This window comes from Streptomyces globosus, assembly GCF_003325375.1.
GTDB classification, from domain to species: domain Bacteria; phylum Actinomycetota; class Actinomycetes; order Streptomycetales; family Streptomycetaceae; genus Streptomyces; species Streptomyces globosus_A.
In genome coordinates, this window is the sequence record NZ_CP030862.1 from 501364 (window position 1) to 518672 (window position 17309).

A 17309-nucleotide genomic window follows, 5' to 3' on the forward strand; every position below is an offset into this window, starting at 1 on the left:
GTCTGTCTTTGCCGTCGCGTTCGCAACGGAACGCGACGCTACCAGGGGGTGTGGGCGGGCTCCGGGCTTCCGGAGAAACAGCCGCAAAGATGTCCGGAACCGGACAGTACAGTCCCCCATTTGGCGTGTTGTCGCAGGTGAGACATATGGGGGGAGGGGAGTCCGACTGCTCCGGGGGCGGGTGCGGGGTGGGGCGTTTATCGTGGGCTGACGGGATCGGGGGGCCGGCCCGAGGAGTGTGCAGTGCACCGTGCCCGCACCGGCGCCGTGGTCGGCGCAGCCTGCCTGCTCGCCCTCGCCGTACTGCCCGCCGACCCGCAGCGCCCGGCCCCCGCGGCGACGCCCGCCGCGTCCCGGATCCGGTGGGGTCCCTGCCCCGGGCAGCCCGTGCCGGACGGCATGCGCTGCGGGTCCCTCGCGGTGCCCCTCGACCACGCCGACCCCGCCAAGGGCACCATCGACCTCGCCCTCGCCTCCATCCCCGCCAGCGGACCGCGTGCGCAACGCCTCGGGTCGCTGCTCCTCAACTTCGGCGGGCCGGGCGCCCCCGGCGTCGAGGGTCTCGCCGCCGACGCCAAGGCCTTCGCCGACCTCGGCGAGCGGTACGACCTCGTCTCCTTCGACCCCCGAGGCGTCGGCCGCAGCGCCCCCGTCACCTGCGGGGGCTCCATGGCACCCGACCCCGGAGCGGCCCGCGGCGACGCCGCCGCGCAACTGGCGGCGCTGCGTGCCGTCGTCGAACGCTGCGAGCGCGCCTCGGGCCGGGTCCTGCCGTACATCGGCACCGTGCACGTCTCCCGCGACATGGACCTCATCCGCCGCGCCCTCGGCGAGGCGAAGCTGAACTACCTCGGCTTCTCGTACGGGACCCGCCTCGGCGCCGTCTACGCCGCCCAATACCCGCACCGTGTCGGCCGGATGGTCCTCGACGGCGTCGACACCCTCGTCGAGACGCTGACCGAGCAGGCGCTCGTCTCCGCCGAGGGCCAGCAGCGGGCGCTGGAGAACTTCCTCGCCTGGTGCACCCGCCGGGCCGAAGGCTGCGTGTACGGGACGAACACCCGCGCCGCCAAGGAGCGCGCCGACAGCCTCGTCGCCTACCTCGACGTACATCCCCTCGTCGATGCCGACGGGGCCGTCTTCACCGGCCAGCACGCCGTCACCGCCATCGCCGCCGCACTGTACTCCCGTACGTCGTGGCCGGCGCTCGCCGACGCTCTGGCAGGGGTCGAACGCCACGACGACCCCACCGGCCTCCTGCGCCTCGCGACCCCTGCCGAGAGCATCCCGGCCGACCTCGAAGCCGAGCCCGAGCCCGAGCCCGACCCCGACCCCGTCCCCGTCCCGATGGACAACGCCGAGGCCGCCATGGCTGCCGTGAACTGCGCGGACGACCCCGACCGCGGCAATGACAAGGCCGCGCCCGCCGTCGTCGAGCGGCGGATCGCCGGACTGCGGGACCGGTTCCGCCAGGCCTCGCGCATCTTCGGGCCGCGCCAACTCGGCACGGTCCTGGCGTGCTACGGCCGGCCCGCGGGCACCGACTTCCTCCGGAAGATCGACCACCCGGGAGCCCCGCGCATGCTGCTGATCGGCACCCGCGGCGACCCGGCCACCCCGTACCGGTGGACGGAGGAGACGGCACAGCGCCTGGGGTCGGCGGTCGTCCTGGACTACAAGGGCGACGGGCACACCGCCTACACGGCGTCCGCGTGCGTCCGTGCGTACGCGGACGCGTTCCTGGTGGACGGCGAATTGGCGTCGGGGACGCGGTCGTGCCCGGGGGCGGAGTAGGGGTGGGGAGGAGGCGGCGGGGTCGGTGGCGTGACGCGGGACGCACGGCTGCGGGAGCCGATGGGTCGGAGCCGAGGCTCAGCGGCGGGGGGCGGTGTGGGCGGGGGCCGATGGGTCGGGGTCGGGGGTGTGTCTGGGGGTGTCCCGGGCAGTTGATGGTGTCCGGGGCGTGCCGGTCCCTCAAGGGCGCGCCCGTTGGGCGCGTCGCTGCGCGATGGCCCTTCGGGCCACCCTTGACCGACCGACCCGCCCCGGAGGCATTTTTTCTGCCGGGACGCCCCCAGGGGAACGGCCAGGGGGTACGTGGACCATTCAGGGCCATCAGAGCCCCTGCTCTCCCGCCCCGCGGGCCCCTTTCACCTCACCGGCATCAGCAGACCCGTCGGCGGGAGCAGGGTGGGCCGTGACGTAGCGAAACGACGTCCAGAGCATCATCCGGAGACAGGAGCGCGTCGGATCGCTACGTGGGCGCCCTCGGCTCGGCGCCCGGCGGCCGTCAGGGGCCGGGGCGCGCGGCAGATCGCTACAGGGGCGCTGTCAGTCCGGCGGCTGGCCGCCGGAGGTGGAGGGCGGGATGCTAGCTGGGGCGCTTCAGGTCCACCGCAGCAGCCAGCAGGGTGCAGCCAGCCGCTGAACTGACGGCCCCGGTGGCGACTGCCGCCCCGCCCCAGCCGCTGAGCGCGTTGTGGCAAACCGGATCTTGTTCGAGCGGCAGCGGTTGATCATCTGGACGCCGAGCAGATCCTCGCCCATGCCCGGCCGCCACACCGGCGGCCTCTCGCCAGCCCCCGCGCCGGAGCCGCCCGATCCCACGGCAGCTGCCATCTCACCACCAGACGGCACGGAAACCGGCGTATCCACCGGGCTCTCCTCGGCCGGCACCGACACGAGCTCCTCCCGCCCTACCCGGGACCGCTCGACTCGCTCGCGTGCGGCATCCACCTCGGCCGGGCCTGCTCCGGGGCCATGTCGGACCCGCCCGCTGAAGGCTTCGGGGTCTGGTGCTTGCGAGGGCTTCGCCGGGCGGCACAGCCCCGCGTGATTCCACAACCGGATTATCTATCCGGTTGTGGTACTGTCGCCAATAAGTGGATGGCCTATCCGAATCACTGGGCTGGAGGAACGTATGGGGAAGACGGCTGTGGTCACGGCCGGGACCGCCGGCATCGGCCTGGAGACCGCTCTGGGGCTGGCTGCCGCCGGATTCTCGGTCACCGTGGTCGGGCGCAGTGCCGAGCGGGGCGCCCGGGCGGTCGAGCGGATCGGCGCGGTGAACCCGGCGGGTTCTGCCCGGTTCCTGCCCGCCGACCTCGGCTCGCTCGACGGCGTGCGCGCGCTCGCCGACCGGATAGCCGGCGACCACGCCGCCTCCGGCGAACCGCTGGCCGTGCTGGTGAACAACGTCGGGGCGATGTTCGCGGATCGACAGGAGCTGGACGGTGTGGAGGCGTCGTTCGTCGTCAACCACCTTTCGCCGTACCTGCTGACGGAACTGCTGCTGCCCACGCTCACGGCCGGTGCGCCGAGCAGGATTGTGAACGTGACCTCGGGTGCGGTCGGTGTCGCCAAGCGGGTGTTCGACGCCGTCGAGCCGCCCGGCGGCTACTACGGCTTCCACTGGTATGGCCGCGCCAAGCTCGCGAACCTCGCCTACACGCTCGACCTGGCGTCACGGCTCGACGGCTCGGGCGTCTCGGTCTTCGCCGCCGACCCCGGAGGCGCCGCGACCGACATGACCAACGGCACCCTGTCCGACCCGAAGATCGTCTCACCGGCCCTGCGGCTGCTGTGGCCGCTGGTGCGCCGCACGTTCGAACGCTCCACCGCGGGCCCGGCATCCGAGGCGGCGAAGTCCTCCATCGCCGCCGCCACTGACGAGTCCCTGGCAGGCCGGACGGGCATCGTCATCGGCGCCACCGCACGCCCGGCAACGCCGTTGCGCGCGGCCACCGACCCCCGCGTCGCCGATGCCGTGCGCCGACTCAGCCGGCAGCACGCGCCCCTCGTGGCGCCCTGACCCGCCAGGCCCGGCCCGGCACGGGCGGCGGGGCCATCCGGATGAGCTATCCAATTAGTATGTCCCCATGCCGACGACACCACTGCGCAAGGACGCGGCCCGCAACTGGGACCGGATCGTGGCCGTCGCCCGCGAACTGGTCGACCAGGGCACGCCGTTGCAGCTCAACGACGTCGCCCGCCGCACCGGACTCGGAGTCGGCACCGTCTACCGCCACTTCGCCACGCCCGAGGCGCTCCTGGAGACCGTCGCCACCCCCCGCCTGGAGGCCCTGACCGCCCACGGCAGGCAGGCGCTGGCCGACACCGACGCCTGGCGGGCGCTGGAGAGCTTCCTGACCCGCACCGTCGAGGCGCAGGTCACCGACGCCTCCCTGGCGCCGGTTGCCGCCGCTTCCGTCGACGCCCTGCCGCGCACCACGGAACTCAAGGAGTCCCTGTGGTCGACAGGCAGCGCACTTCTCGACCGGGCCCGCGCGGCCGGGGCGGTCCGTCCCGACCTGGCCGCAGCCGATCTGGTCCCGCTCATGTGCGGCATCGCCTACGCCGTACAGGTGCACGGCAGCGCTCCCGCGGACCGGATCGACACCGCGCACCGCTACCTGGCCGCATTGCTCGGCGGCCTGCGAGCCACACCGACGACGGTGTGAGATCCCCTGCCGCAGCTGCCGGGACACACCCGGCATCAACCGACCCCGAGTCGTCGGGTTTCGCTCTCGCCCCCTCTGTCGGCGCGTCTTCGATTCCGAGAGCTCGGCTCGGCTCCTGCCCTTTCCCCCGCACCCCGCCACACCCCGTCGAAACCGCCCAAATGCCCCTGCCCCGCCGCCTCCTGGGCGTTCTGTCGGTTGCGGGGTGGAAGACGAGACGAATGGTGTGATGGAAGTGCCGGGGCGGCGGTGAGTCGTCTTGGAATACCTGATAGACAGTGAATATTCACGGCTCGACCCGCCGTACAACCTGCCGGCCGCCTTGGGGGGATCGCCGCACTGTGAAGCCGCTTCACCGTCACCTTGTCAACACCTCGCGCAAGGTCCTGTGTACGGCCGCGCTCGCGGCCAGTCTCACGACCGCCGCCGTCGTGACCAACCCGCCGACCGCCGATGCGGGCGAGTCCGAGCCCACCCCGGACAGCCCGCAGGCCACCGACCGCGGTGACGCCCGGCTCGACCTGCCGCAGGACGTCGCCGACCCGGCCGTGCCGCCGGCCGGCGGGGCGGTCGCGGGCGAGGGGGCCAGCGGGATACCCGCGACCGCCCTCGACGCGTACAAGCGCGCCGAGACGGCGGTCGCCGCCGCGCTGCCGAACTGCAAGCTGCCCTGGCAGCTGCTCGCCGGCATCGGCCGCGTGGAGTCCGTCCACGCCTCCGGGTACGGGCTCAAGGCCGACGGCTACACCGAGAAGCCGATCCGCGGCCCCCAGCTCAACGGCCAGGGCTTCGCCGAGATCAAGGACACCGACAAGGGCGAGTACGACGGCGACACCGCGTACGACCGGGCCGTCGGCCCGATGCAGTTCATCCCCTCGACCTGGGCCACCTGGGGCGCCGACGGCAACGGCGACTCCAAGCGCGACCCGAACAACATCTACGACGCGGCGCTCGGCGCCGGGCTCTACCTGTGCGCCGGCGACCGCAAGCTCTCCGACCCGGCGCAGCTCGACCGCGCGATCCTCAGCTACAACAACTCGCGCGAGTACGTGAACACGGTGCTCGGCTACATGCGCCAGTACCAGAGCGGCGCGACCGAGGTCGCGAACCCGCCCGTCGGGACGTACCCGACGCCGACGACGCCGGTGCTCCCGACCCCGCGGCCCGCCACGCCGGCGAAGCCGTCGACGCCGGCGACCACGCCCGCCAAGCCGGCCCCGCAGCCAACTCCCGAGAAGCCGAAGCCCAAGCCGGAGCCGGAGAAGCCCGCGCCCGCGCAGCTGGCGAAGCTGGAGGCGGTCGACGGCGCCGCGCTGAAGGCGGAGGCCGGTACGGCGTTCACCGCGGTGCCGCGCGTCAAGGCGCTGCTCAGCGACGGCAAGCCGGCCGTCGGGCAGCACGTGCTGTTCGCCGTCGAGGAGGACACCACCGGCGGCACCCACTTCGGGACGGAGGGCCGCTCGCACCTCGTGGTCCAGACGGACGCGCAGGGCATCGCGGCCGCGCCGGGCCTCAAGGCCGGCCCGAAGGGCGGCACGTTCACACTGCGCGCCTCCGGCTACGACACCACCCGCCAGTTCACGGTGAACCTCGCCGGCACCGTCACCCCGAAGCCGGCCCCGGTCGCCGACCTGCTGGCGCGGACCGGTAAGGGCGCGGAGAAGCCGCTGGAGGTCGTCGCCGGGACGCCGCTGGAAGGCGTCCGGGTGAAGGCCACGGCAGCCGGCAAGCCGGTGGCCGGTACGCAGGCCACCGCCGAACTGGTCGAGAAGAACGAGGCCGGCGCGTGGGTGCCGGTGGACCCGGCGGAGGCGAAGGGCCCGTACTTCGAGGGCGCGAAGGAAGGCGAGAAGCTGTTCCGGGTGGAGCTCGACCCGTCGGATGCCGACGGTGTGATCGCGCTGCCCGAGCTGCTCACGGCCGACGTCGCCCCCGGCACCTACCACGTGCGGCTGACCACGAAGGAGAACGTGGTGCTGCTGCTGAAGCTGGAGGTGACTGCGAAGGCCGACTCCGGCGAGAGCCCGGAGCCGAAGGCCCCGGAGACTCCGAAGGCCCCGGCGGCGGCCTCCGCCCGGCGGTAGGCGGATCGCAGGACCGCAGGACCAGAGGCGGCCGCCCGGCACCGTTCCCGTGACGGTGGCGGGCGGCCGCCGTTTCGCTTCCCCCTGCCGAGCCCCGATCGGGCCGGGAAAAGGCAGGAGCCCTGCCTCCTCCGCTCGTGCGGAGGAGGCAGGGCTCCTTGGGTGGTGCTTTCCAACCGCGATGGTTGGCCCCGGGCATTAGGCCGGGGTGACGTTCTCCGCCTGCGGGCCCTTCGGACCCTGGGTGACGTCGAAGTTCACGGTCTGGTTCTCCTCGAGGGAGCGGAAGCCAGACGCGTTGATCGCGGAGTAGTGGACGAAGACATCCGGGCCGCCGCCGTCCTGGGCGATGAAGCCGAAGCCCTTTTCAGCGTTGAACCACTTCACGGTTCCGGTAGCCATGAGCCCTCCTATATGGGCCAAAGGGTCGCCCTGCTCCAGAACCTGCTAAGAAGTCTGAAAACTACAAAAGCCCGCGGGTCACATTCTCCGCAGGCCTCGTACTGCAAGGGAAACCAAACTGCAACTTGCGTCGAGCCTAGCATGCACACCGCGGCCGAGACCAGAGGGAAAGATCACGTCACCCGGACGTTTGAGACCCGCGCGAAGGCTGACGCGGGGCCGCCAGCTAGTCTCGCGATGTGGACGTGTATCGCAGCCGGCCCCGGGTGGGCCACATTCAGTTCCTGAACTGCCTTCCCCTGTACTGGGGGCTGGCCAGAACCGGCACGCTGCTGGACCTGGAGCTGACCAAGGACACGCCGGAGAAGCTGAGCGAGCACCTCGTCCGCGGCCGTCTCGACATCGCGCCGATCACCCTGGTGGAGTTCCTCCGCCATGCCGACGGGCTCGTCGCGTTCCCCGATCTCGCGGTCGGCTGCGACGGCCCGGTCATGTCCTGCGTGATCGTCTCGCAGGTGCCGCTGGAGCGGCTGGACGGGGCGCGCGTCGCGCTCGGCTCGACCTCCCGCACGTCCGTCCGCCTGGCGCAGCTGCTGCTCTCCGAGCAGTACGGGGTGCGCCCCGACTACTACACCTGCCCGCCCGACCTGGGGCTGATGATGCAGGAGGCGGACGCGGCGGTGCTGATCGGGGACGCCGCGCTGCGGGCCTCGCTTCACGATGCGCCGCGGCTCGGGCTGGAGGTCCACGACCTGGGGCAGATGTGGAAGGAGTGGACCGGGCTGCCGTTCGTGTTCGCCGTGTGGGCGGCCCGGAAGGACTACCTGGAGCGCGAGCCGGCCGTGGTGCGGCAGGTGCACGGGGCGTTCCTCGACTCGCGGGACATCTCCCTGGAGGAGGTCGCCAAGGTCGCCGAGCAGGCCGCGCGCTGGGAGGCCTTCGACGCCGCCCTGCTGGAGCGGTACTTCACGACGCTCGACTTCCGTTTCGGCCCTGAACAGTTGGCGGGCGTACGGGAATTCGCGCGCCGTACGGGTTCCCCGACGGGCTATCCGGCGGACGTGGCGGTGGAGCTGCTGAAAGTCTGATCAGGCGGTGTGATCGATTTCCGGGCGGTTGCCCCGGTTCCGCTCCCGTTCCGCTCCGGTCCTCGCGACGGGTGCGGTCGGCGATCTCCGCGGCGTGATCCGTTTATCGGGAATTCGTCCTTCATTCATGCGGTGTGCGCCCGCCCCGTTTATCCGCGCCCTCCCCGCCCCCCACGGGGAATACCGTCCCCGCCCGCCGGCCCCGAGCGCGCCGGATCCGCCCCGACGGGCGCCCGGCCCGCCTAAGGTGGCGGCTGGCGATCAGCACACGGTGATCAGCCCGCGCAGCGAGCAGAGGGGCCCCGGGGGGCCCGGACCACGGGGGAGGGGACGTGTTGCAGCCGCTCGAAGCCGGCGAACCGCGGACCATCGGCGCGTACCGGCTGCTGGGGCGGCTCGGGGCGGGCGGCATGGGGCGCGTCTACCTGGGCCGCAGCGGGGGCGGCCGTACGGTCGCCGTCAAGGTCGTGCACCCGCACTTCGCCGCCGACGCCGAGTTCCGCGCCCGGTTCCGCCGCGAGGTCGAGGCCGCCCGCCGGGTCGGCGGCGAGTGGACCGCGCCCGTCCTCGACGCCGACCCCGACGCGCCGGTGCCGTGGGTGGCCACCGGGTACGTCGCCGGGCCGTCCCTCGGCGCGGCGGTCGCCGCGCACGGGCCGCTGCCCGAGCCGGCCGTGCGCGCCCTCGGCGAGGGCCTGGCCCGCGCCCTGTCCGCCGTCCACGCGCTGGGCCTCGTCCACCGGGACGTGAAGCCGTCGAACGTGATGCTCACCCCCGACGGCCCCCGCCTGATCGACTTCGGCATCGCGCGGGCCACGGACGGCACCGCCTCCCTCACCTCCACCGGGGTCTCCGTCGGCTCGCCCGGCTACATGTCCCCCGAGCAGATCCTCGGCCGCGGTGTCACCGGCGCCTCCGACGTCTTCTCCCTCGGCGCGGTGCTGGCGTTCGCCGCGTCGGGCCGGCCCCCGTTCAGCGGGGACCACTCGGCGACTCTCCTCTACAAGGTGGTGCACGAGCCGCCGGACCTCGACGCCGTCCCGGTCGGCCCGCTGCGCGACCTGGTCGCCGCGTGCCTGGCGAAGGACGCCGCGGCCCGGCCCGCACCGCAGGCCGTCGCGGACGCGTTCGACGGGGCGCTGCTCGCCCCCGGGCGGCTCCCCGCGGCCGTGCTGGAGGACGCGAGCCGGGCGGCCGTCGCCCTGCTCGACCTGGAGGCCGGGGAGCCCGGCCCGCAGCAGGAGGCCGCCTCGGGCCCGGTCCCCTTCACCACGCCCGCGTACGGGGCCGCCGCCGGTGCCTTCGGGGCGCCCGACCCCTCGTACGGCGGCCCGGCCGGCCCCGGGTACGACGCGCCGGCGGGCCCGTACGGTGCGCCGACGCAGACCGCGGGCGGCGCCCTGCCCGGGCCGCGCGCCGCCGGCTCCGGGGCCGCCGGCTCCGCTACGGGCGGTGCCGGTGCCGGTGCCGGTGCCGGCGCCGGCGCGGGCGGAGAGGGCAGCGGCCGGGCCGCCGGGCGCAGCCTTGCCTTCACGGCGGCCGGGCGGCGCGTCAGCTGCACCGTGGTCCTCGCCGCGGCCGCCTTCGTCTCGGCGCTCTCCGGCGGCCTGTACGGGCTGGGGCTCCTCCCCGGCACCGGCGGCAGCGGCCGGGACGCGGGCGCCCGCCCGCCGTCGGCCTCGGGCGAGGGCCCCGCCTCGCCCGCCACGCCCGGCCCGTCTGCGCCGAAGGCGCGCGCCGACGTCCCCAAGGAGCTGGTCGGGACCTGGAAGGGCACGGTGACCACGGCCCGCATGGGCGTCCCCGCCGAGTTCGAGATCACCATCAGGGCGGGCCGCACCGGGGAGGTCGTCGGCCGGGACAAGTCGGTGCTGCCGCTGCTCGGCACGGACTGCAGCGGCGACTGGAAGCTGGTCTCCGCGACCGACCGCTCGCTGGTCCTCGACACGTCGGGCGGCCCCAACCCGGCTCCCGGCATCTGCTCGAACGGCTCCTCCGACGAGCGCTTCTCCCTCAACGACAACGGCACCCTGCACTACAAGTCGGGCGACGCGGCCGCCGGAAACCCCGAGGGGGACCTGACCCGCATCCGGTGATTTCCCGGTCCGGGCCCTGGCGTAGGCTGGATCGGTCCGGACCTCTTGACACACCGCCGAAGGGTGACGCACCGGTGACCGACCAGGCCGCTCTCCAGTCTGTCCTCGACCGCGCCGCCGAGGGGGGCCGGATCTCCGCGGAGGAGGCGCTCGACCTCTACCGGCACGCCCCCCTGCACGCCCTCGGCTCGGCCGCCGACGCCGCGCGCCGCCGCCGCTACGCGGGCACGGAGCACATCGCGACGTACATCATCGAGCGGAACATCAACTACACCAACGTCTGTGTGACGGCCTGCAAGTTCTGCGCCTTCTACGCGGCCCCGAAGGACACGCGGAAGGGCTGGACCCGCGACCTCGACGACATCCTGCGCCGCTGCGCGGAGACCGTGGAGCTCGGCGGCACGCAGATCATGTTCCAGGGCGGCCACCACCCGGACTTCGGCGTGGAGTACTACGAGGAGCACTTCTCCGCGATCAAGAAGGCGTTCCCGCAGCTGGTCATCCACTCCCTCGGCGCGTCCGAGGTCGAGCACATGGCCCGCATCTCGGGGGTCGGCGCCGAGGAGGCCATCCGCCGCATCCACGCGGCCGGCCTGGACTCCTTCGCGGGCGCCGGAGCCGAGCTGCTGCCGGCGCGGCCCCGCAAGGCCATCGCCCCGCTGAAGGAGTCCGGCGAGCGCTGGCTGGAGATCATGGAGCTGGCGCACACCCTGGGCGTCGAGTCCACCTCCACCATGCTGATGGGCACCGGCGAGACCAACGCCGAGCGGATCGAGCACCTGCGGATGATCCGCGACGTGCAGGACCGGACGGGCGGCTTCCGGGCGTTCATCCCGTACACGTACCAGCCGGAGAACAACCACCTCAAGGGCCGCACCCAGGCGACCGTCTTCGAGTACCTGCGGATGATCGCGGTCGCGCGCCTCTTCCTCGACAATGTCGCGCACATCCAGGGCTCCTGGCTGACGGTCGGCAAGGAGGCCGGACAGCTGTCACTGCACTACGGCGCGGACGACCTCGGCTCGATCATGCTGGAGGAGAACGTCGTCTCCTCGGCGGGCGCCAGGCACCGCTCCAACCGGCACGAGATCATCGACCTGATCCGCAAGGCGGGCCGCGTCCCCGCCCAGCGCGCCACGACGTACGAGCACCTCGCGGTGCACACGGACCCGGCGGACGACCCGGTCGACCACCGCGTCGTCTCGCACATCTCGTCCGTCGCGATCGAGGGCGGCACCGCCCACCCCGAGCTGAAGCTCATCCCCGCCGAGTGATGCGGCCGTGCTGACGCTGCACTGCGCCGACGTCCTCCTCACCGGGCGCGGGGCCGAGCCGCTGCCCGGCGGGGCGGTCCTCGTCGACGGCGGGCGGATCACCGCGGTCGGCCCGTACGAGGAGTTCGGCGCGCGCGCCCCGCAGGCGCGGGTGCGGCGCTGGCCCGGCCTGCTCACCCCGGGGCTCGTGGTGCACGGGGCGCGGGAGCTGCTGGAGGAGGCGTACTACCCGGACGGGCAGTTCGAGGCGGACCGGCTCGGCACCGAGCCGATCACCGGCGCCGCGGAGCTGGCCGCGCTGGCGCTGACGGAGGCCCGCCGCGGCAACAGCGCGCGGCGCGCCACGCAGAGGCTGCTGGCCCGCGGGGTCGTGGCGGTGTCGGGGCGGCTGACGGTCCCGGCGGTGCGGACGGCGGTGGCCCGCTCGGGCCTGGAACTGCTGCCTCCGGCCGCGGGCGAAGGGGCGCCCGGGGCGCCCGGTGCGGCGCCCGGGGTGCGCCGGGCGGTGCCGGCGGATCCGTTCGAGGGCCCGGCCGATGTCCGGGACGCCTTCCACGGGGTCGTGGCGGCCGGCGGGCCCACCCGGTTCGCGGTGTTCGCTGCCGCGGCCGGGTCCCTGCGCGAGGCGGGGTCCGCGGAGTGCGTGGCCACCGTCATCGGCGGACGGCTGCTGCACCGCCGGCGCTGAGCGTCCCCTCCTGGCGGGCCAGGGCGGCCAGCAGGCACGCCTGGAGGCGGCTGATCCCGCCCAGCTTGGCCCGTATGTTGTGGACGTGGAACTTCACCGTGCTGACGGACAGGTGGAGTTCGCGGGCGAGCTCGGCGTTCGACGCGCCGGTCGCCAGGCACAGGAAGACGGCCGACTCCTGCTCGGTCAGCTGGACCTCGGAGCGGCGGGCCGTCGTCTCCCTCCCGTACGCCGGGAACCAGGCCGGGACGCTGAAGCTGACGACACGCACGTTTCCACTCCTCGCCCCCGGCCGTCACGGCCCGGACGGTCGACTCACCGGATCTCCCTGCTCTAAGGGACGGCGGGACCGGACAAGTAGGTTCCGTTCTCGGTGTACGGCCATGCGTTCGCGACGCAGCCGAACAGCCCCCTGATCTGCTGCATCATCGCCGGCGCAGGCTTGCCGGGGGCCGGGCAGGACTCGTGCCCGCGGCCCAGCTCGTGCCCCACCTCGTGGTTGACGATCAGCGCCCGGTACTCCTCCACCGGGCCCTTGAACTGCGGCGAACCCTCCTGCCAGCGCTTGAGGTTGACGACGACGTCGTGTCCGGCGCGGCAGTTCGTCTCGCCGACGAGCTCCGGGGTGACGACCTCGCACAGCCGGTCGGTGGTCTTCGGGGTGGCGATCTTCACGGTGAAGTCCACCGGCTGTCCGGCGCCGACGAGCTGGAAGCCGTACGCGGGGTCCCGGATCCAGCCGCGCTTGTCGCCGAGTATCGCCTCGACGGCCTGCGCGGCGGTGTTCGGGTCGATGCCGCTGCCGCCCTCGACCTCGACGCGCCAGCGGCGGGCGGGGCCCTTGCCCTGCGGCTGCCCCGTGCGGGTGGAGGGGGTGAAGACGCCGTCTCCGGAGGTCGGGACGGCACCGGCCTTCCCGGAGGGCTGCGGCGAGGGGGAGGAGGAGGGCGAGGGGGATGCGGCGGGGCTGCGGCCGCCGGAGCCGGAGGAGCGGGAGGCGCCGCCGTCCTCGGTGTGGGTGGAGGTGTCGGGTTCGCCGGAGGCCTTGGCCGCGGCGCCCCGCCCGTTCGCGACGGCCGCCGTCTCCGGCGACGGCCAGGCGGTCCACAGGGCGGCCGCGGCGGCGACGGAGGAAGCCGAGACGAGGAGGGTGCGGCGGAGCCGCCTGCGCCGCTCGGCGCGGCGGCGGGCGCGCGGCCCGCGGGGTGCGGATGCTGCCGCGGAGGTGCGGCGTCGGGTGGTGGTGCGGCCCGTGGCGCTGCGGCCTGCCGGCATGCTGAAGCCCTTTGCTCGCGGCTGCCGCATGGTTTCCGGGCCGCGCGGGGCGGCCGGGGAACCGCGGGTGGTGACCGTCACCGGGCCGCGCCGCCCCAGTAAACCCTGCCGCACCGCCTGCGCGTAACTGTCCTCGGGGCCAGTACGTGCCGGTAACGCCGGGGTGCCGGCGGACAATCGGCCCGCACCCGGGGCGCGGGGCCGGCAGGCCGGCCGCCGGCCGCCGGGCGCGGGGGTGGCCCCGCCGCGGCGGGGGCGGGCGGCCTGAGAGGATGGGGGAGTACGTACTCCGGACCATCTGAGGGGCCCACGCCAGTGACCCGCGCATCCCTGGACAAGCAGCCGCACGAAGTCGCCTCCATGTTCGACGGGGTCGCGGCGAACTACGACCTCACCAACGACGTGCTCTCCCTCGGACAGGCCCGCCTCTGGCGCAGGGAGGTCGCCCGGGCGGTCGCCGCCCGCCCCGGCCAGAAGGTGCTCGACCTCGCCGCCGGAACCGCGACGTCCTCCCTGCCGTTCGCCGCGACCGGTGCGTACGTCGTCCCCTGCGACTTCTCCCTCGGCATGCTCCGCGAGGGCAAGAAGCGCCACGCCTGGCTGCCGCTGACCGCGGGCGACGCCACCCGGCTGCCCTTCGCCGACGGTGTCTTCGACACGGTGACGATCTCCTTCGGGCTGCGCAACGTCCAGGACACCGAGGGCGCGCTCCGCGAGATGTACCGGGTGACCCGGCGCGGCGGGCAGGTCGTCATCTGCGAGTTCTCCCAGCCGACGTGGGCGCCCTTCCGCACCGTGTACACGGAGTACCTGATGCGCGCGCTGCCGCCGGTCGCGCGGGCCGTGTCCTCCAACCCCGACGCGTACGTGTACCTCGCGGAGTCGATCCGCGAGTGGCCCGAGCAGCCCGCGCTGGCGGCGCTGCTGCAGAAGGCCGGCTGGTCCCGGGTGGCCTGGCGCAACCTCAGCGGCGGCATCGTCGCCCTGCACCGCGGCTTCAAGGCCTGAGCGGGCGGTGGCGGTGGACACCGGAGCCCAGGACCTCGCGGGACTGCTGGAGCGGATCGCGGCGGACGTCGCCCCGCTGATCGGCAGCGGCACGCCCGCCGAGTACATCCCGGCCCTCGCCGAGGTGGACCCGCGCCACTTCGGCATGGCGGTCGCCGACCTCGACGGGAACGTCCACGGGGTGGGGGACTGGCGGGTGCCGTTCTCCGCCCAGTCGATCACCAAGGTGTTCGCGCTGGCCCTGGCGCTGGCCGAGGGCGGCGACAGCCTGTGGCGGCGGGTCGGCCGGGAGCCGTCGGGCAACCCGTTCAACTCGCTGGTGCAGCTGGAGCACGAGAACGGCATCCCCCGCAACCCGTTCATCAACGCGGGCGCCCTCGTCGTCACCGACCGGCTCCAGACCCTGACCGGCGACGCCAGCAGCGAACTCCTGGAGTTCCTCCGCGCGGAGAGCGGCAATCCGGACGTCTCCTTCGACGCCGAGGTCGCCGCCTCCGAGCACGAGCACGGCGACCGCAACGCGGCGCTGGCCCACTTCATGGCCTCCTACGGGAACATCGACAACCCCGTGCCCGCCCTGCTCGACCACTACTTCTGGCAGTGCTCGATCGCGATGAGCTGCGCGGACCTGGCCCGCGCGGGCCTGTTCCTGGCCCGGCACGGGCTGCGTGCCGACGGCTCGCGGCTGCTGACCCGCAGCGAGGCCAAGCAGGTCAACGCGGTGATGCTGACCTGCGGGACGTACGACGCGGCCGGGGACTTCGCCTACCGGGTGGGCCTCCCGGGCAAGAGCGGGGTGGGCGGCGGGATCGTCGCGGTCGTCCCCGGCCGGTGCGCGCTCGCCGTGTGGAGCCCCGGCCTGGACAGCCGGGGCAACTCGGTGGCGGGCGTGGCCGCGCTCGACCGCTTCACGACCCTGACCGGGCTGTCCGTCTTCTGACCGTCCGGCGCGGCCGGCTCACAGGGCGAGGGCGTACCGGCGGCCGGTGCGGCGGCCTCCGGGGAGGGGGAAGACCTCCTCCAGGGTCATGCCGAGGCGCTCGGCGACCGCCGCCGAGCGGGTGTTCGCGTCGTCGACCATGGCGACGACGCGGGGGACGCCGGCCGCGCGGACCCGCTCCAGGGTGGTCAGCGCGGCGGCGTACGCGTACCCCCGACCCCACGCGGGGCGGGCGAGGCGCCAGCCGATCTCGATCTCGCCGACCGGCCCCCACGCCTTGTCCTCGGGCCACGGCTGGGCGCCGGTGAAGCCGAGGACCTCGCCGTCCGCGTCCAGCAGGGTCCACAGGCAGTAGCCGAGCCGGGCGTCGTGCATCCGCTGCCGGGCGGTGATCTCCTCGTATGCGGACAGCTCGGCGGGCCCGCCGAGGAACTCCATCACGTCGGGGTCGGCGAAGACGCGGTGCCAGGCGTGGGCGTCCTCGTCGGTGGGCACGCGCAGCCGGACCGCCGGGAGCGGCCGGGCGGCCGCCGGGAGCGGCGTGGTCGGCGTGGTCGGCGAGCTTGTCATCGGGTAGCCCTTCGGATTCACGATCTCTCTCGCTGCATAGACTGCACATGTCCTGTGCCCATGGGCACCCCTTATCGAGCCTTCGGGAGACCCCGCAGTGACCGAGCCCCTCTCCGAACACTCCGCGGACGTGATCGTCGTCGGGGCCGGGCCCGCCGGCTCGACGACCGCCTACTACCTCGCCAAGGCCGGACTGGACGTCCTGCTGCTGGAGAAGACGGCGTTCCCGCGGGAGAAGGTCTGCGGGGACGGCCTGACCCCGCGCGCCACGAAGCAGCTGGTCGCGATGGGCATCGACATCTCCGAAGAGGCCGGCTGGCTGCGCAACAAGGGCCTGCGCATCATCGGCGGCGGGCAGCGGCTCCAGCTGGACTGGCCGGAACTCGCCTCCTTCCCCGACTACGGGCTCGTCCGCAAGCGCGACGACTTCGACGAGACCCTGGCCCGGCAGGCGCAGAAGGCGGGCGCCCGCCTGTACGAGCGCTGCAACGTCGGCGAGCCGGTCCGCGACCCGCGCACCGGGCACATCACGGGCGTGCAGGCGAAGCTCGGCGAGGAGAAGACGCCGGCCACCTTCCACGCCCCGCTCGTCGTCGCCGCGGACGGCAACTCCTCCCGCCTGTCGCTGGCGATGGGCCTGCACCGGCGCGAGGACCGCCCGATGGGCGTCGCGGTGCGCACGTACTTCACCTCGCCGCGGCACGACGACGACTACCTGGAGTCCTGGCTGGAGCTGTGGGACCGGCGCGGCCCGCAGGACCGGCTGCTGCCCGGCTACGGCTGGATCTTCGGCATGGGCGACGGCACCTCCAACGTCGGCCTCGGCATCCTCAACTCGTCCTCCGCCTTCCGGGAGCTGGACTGGCGCGAGGTCCTCAAGGCGTGGTGCGCGTCCATGCCGGAGGAGTGGGGCTACACCCCGGAGAACATGACGCAGCCGATCCGCGGGGCGGCCCTGCCGATGGCGTTCAACCGGCAGCCGCACTACACGAAGGGCCTGCTGCTGGTCGGCGACGCGGGCGGCCTCGTCAACCCGTTCAACGGCGAGGGCATCGCCTACGCGATGGAGTCCGGGAAGATCGCGGCGGACGTCGTGGTGCAGGCGGCCGCGCGGGCGACGGCGCTCCAGCGGGAGCGGGCGCTGCACCAGTACCCGAAGGTGCTGAAGGAGACCTACGGCGGCTACTACTCGCTGGGCCGCGCCTTCGTGAAGCTGATCGGCAACCCGGCCGTCATGAAGGTCGCCGCGCAGCGCGGCCTGACGCACCCGGTGCTGATGCGGTTCACGCTGAAGATGCTGGCGAACCTGACCGATCCGACGGGCGGCGACGCGATGGACCGCATCATCAACGGTCTGTCGAAGGTGGCCCCCAAGGCCTGAGTCCCAGCCCCGAGCGGGCCGCCGCGGAACTTCCCGCGGCGGC

General features: G+C 73.7%; 15 protein-coding genes. 11 read left to right on the plus strand and 4 right to left on the minus strand.

Annotated elements, in window-relative coordinates; all coding sequences use genetic code 11:
* Positions 1–243: 243 nt before the first annotated feature.
* The 4 genes from C0216_RS02395 (at position 244) to C0216_RS02415 (ending at position 6544) form a co-directional block, all read left to right on the plus strand.
* The gene (locus C0216_RS02395) at positions 244–1794 is read left to right on the plus strand and encodes an alpha/beta hydrolase (RefSeq protein WP_174250335.1); all 1551 of its coding nucleotides are present in this window, start codon (positions 244–246) and stop codon (positions 1792–1794) included.
* A 1126-nt stretch (positions 1795–2920) separates the two neighbouring features.
* The gene (locus C0216_RS02405; protein ID WP_114053652.1) at positions 2921–3811 is read left to right on the plus strand and encodes an SDR family NAD(P)-dependent oxidoreductase; all 891 of its coding nucleotides are present in this window, start codon (positions 2921–2923) and stop codon (positions 3809–3811) included.
* A 67-nt stretch (positions 3812–3878) separates the two neighbouring features.
* Positions 3879–4460, plus strand: coding sequence for a TetR/AcrR family transcriptional regulator (locus tag C0216_RS02410; RefSeq protein WP_114053653.1), 582 nt, complete (start codon positions 3879–3881; stop codon positions 4458–4460).
* A gap of 341 nt (positions 4461–4801) precedes the next feature.
* Positions 4802–6544 carry a lytic transglycosylase domain-containing protein gene (locus C0216_RS02415; protein WP_246042283.1) on the plus strand — a complete coding sequence of 581 codons (1743 nt, stop codon included), beginning with the start codon at positions 4802–4804 and terminating at the stop codon, positions 6542–6544.
* Between the two features lie 198 nt (positions 6545–6742).
* Here C0216_RS02415 and C0216_RS02420 read toward each other — a convergent pair whose 3' ends face one another.
* Positions 6743–6946 (minus strand): cold-shock protein, encoded by a 204-nt coding sequence (locus C0216_RS02420; protein WP_030012116.1) that lies wholly within the window; start codon positions 6944–6946, stop codon positions 6743–6745.
* Between the two features lie 239 nt (positions 6947–7185).
* Between C0216_RS02420 and C0216_RS02425 the strand changes: the two genes are divergently transcribed.
* From C0216_RS02425 to C0216_RS02440, 4 genes are all read left to right on the plus strand, one after another.
* Positions 7186–8034 carry a menaquinone biosynthetic enzyme MqnA/MqnD family protein gene (locus C0216_RS02425; protein WP_114053654.1) on the plus strand — a complete coding sequence of 283 codons (849 nt, stop codon included), beginning with the start codon at positions 7186–7188 and terminating at the stop codon, positions 8032–8034.
* A 335-nt stretch (positions 8035–8369) separates the two neighbouring features.
* Positions 8370–10130, plus strand: coding sequence for a protein kinase domain-containing protein (locus C0216_RS02430; protein ID WP_114053655.1), 1761 nt, complete (start codon positions 8370–8372; stop codon positions 10128–10130).
* Between the two features lie 74 nt (positions 10131–10204).
* Positions 10205–11404: a cyclic dehypoxanthinyl futalosine synthase gene (gene mqnC / locus C0216_RS02435; protein ID WP_114053656.1), complete on the plus strand. Its 1200-nt coding sequence runs from the start codon at positions 10205–10207 to the stop codon at positions 11402–11404.
* A gap of 7 nt (positions 11405–11411) precedes the next feature.
* Positions 11412–12092 carry an imidazolonepropionase-like domain-containing protein gene (locus C0216_RS02440; RefSeq protein WP_114053657.1) on the plus strand — a complete coding sequence of 227 codons (681 nt, stop codon included), beginning with the start codon at positions 11412–11414 and terminating at the stop codon, positions 12090–12092.
* Here C0216_RS02440 and C0216_RS02445 read toward each other — a convergent pair.
* Positions 12058–12363, minus strand: a complete 306-nt coding sequence (locus C0216_RS02445) for a response regulator transcription factor (protein ID WP_114053658.1) — start codon at positions 12361–12363, stop codon at positions 12058–12060. The two genes, C0216_RS02440 and C0216_RS02445, sit on opposite strands and share 35 nt — an antisense overlap.
* 62 nt (positions 12364–12425) lie before the next feature.
* Positions 12426–13367 (minus strand): DUF3152 domain-containing protein, encoded by a 942-nt coding sequence (locus C0216_RS02450; protein ID WP_246042285.1) that lies wholly within the window; start codon positions 13365–13367, stop codon positions 12426–12428.
* Positions 13368–13682: 315 nt separating this feature from the next.
* Between C0216_RS02450 and C0216_RS02455 the strand changes: the two genes are divergently transcribed.
* Positions 13683–14375, plus strand: coding sequence for a demethylmenaquinone methyltransferase (locus tag C0216_RS02455; RefSeq protein ID WP_114053659.1), 693 nt, complete (start codon positions 13683–13685; stop codon positions 14373–14375).
* Positions 14376–14388: 13 nt separating this feature from the next.
* Positions 14389–15315: a glutaminase gene (locus tag C0216_RS02460; protein ID WP_114058408.1), complete on the plus strand. Its 927-nt coding sequence runs from the start codon at positions 14389–14391 to the stop codon at positions 15313–15315.
* 18 nt (positions 15316–15333) lie between these two features.
* Here C0216_RS02460 and C0216_RS02465 read toward each other — a convergent pair whose 3' ends face one another.
* Positions 15334–15885, minus strand: a complete 552-nt coding sequence (locus C0216_RS02465; protein ID WP_114053660.1) for a GNAT family N-acetyltransferase — start codon at positions 15883–15885, stop codon at positions 15334–15336.
* 97 nt (positions 15886–15982) lie between these two features.
* Between C0216_RS02465 and C0216_RS02470 the strand changes: the two genes are divergently transcribed.
* Complete coding sequence (locus C0216_RS02470) at positions 15983–17266, plus strand: geranylgeranyl reductase family protein (RefSeq protein ID WP_114053661.1); 1284 nt, start codon at positions 15983–15985, stop codon at positions 17264–17266.
* The last annotated feature ends 43 nt before the right edge of the window (positions 17267–17309 follow it).

Coding starts and splice junctions, on each gene's coding strand:
- C0216_RS02410 (WP_114053653.1), top strand. CDS start 3,879: ATGCCGACGACACCACTGCGCAAGGACGCGGCCCGCAACTGGGACCGG.
- C0216_RS02465 (WP_114053660.1), bottom strand. CDS start 15,885: ATGACAAGCTCGCCGACCACGCCGACCACGCCGCTCCCGGCGGCCGCC.
- C0216_RS02450 (WP_246042285.1), bottom strand. CDS start 13,367: ATGCCGGCAGGCCGCAGCGCCACGGGCCGCACCACCACCCGACGCCGC.
- C0216_RS02405 (WP_114053652.1), top strand. CDS start 2,921: ATGGGGAAGACGGCTGTGGTCACGGCCGGGACCGCCGGCATCGGCCTG.
- C0216_RS02420 (WP_030012116.1), bottom strand. CDS start 6,946: ATGGCTACCGGAACCGTGAAGTGGTTCAACGCTGAAAAGGGCTTCGGC.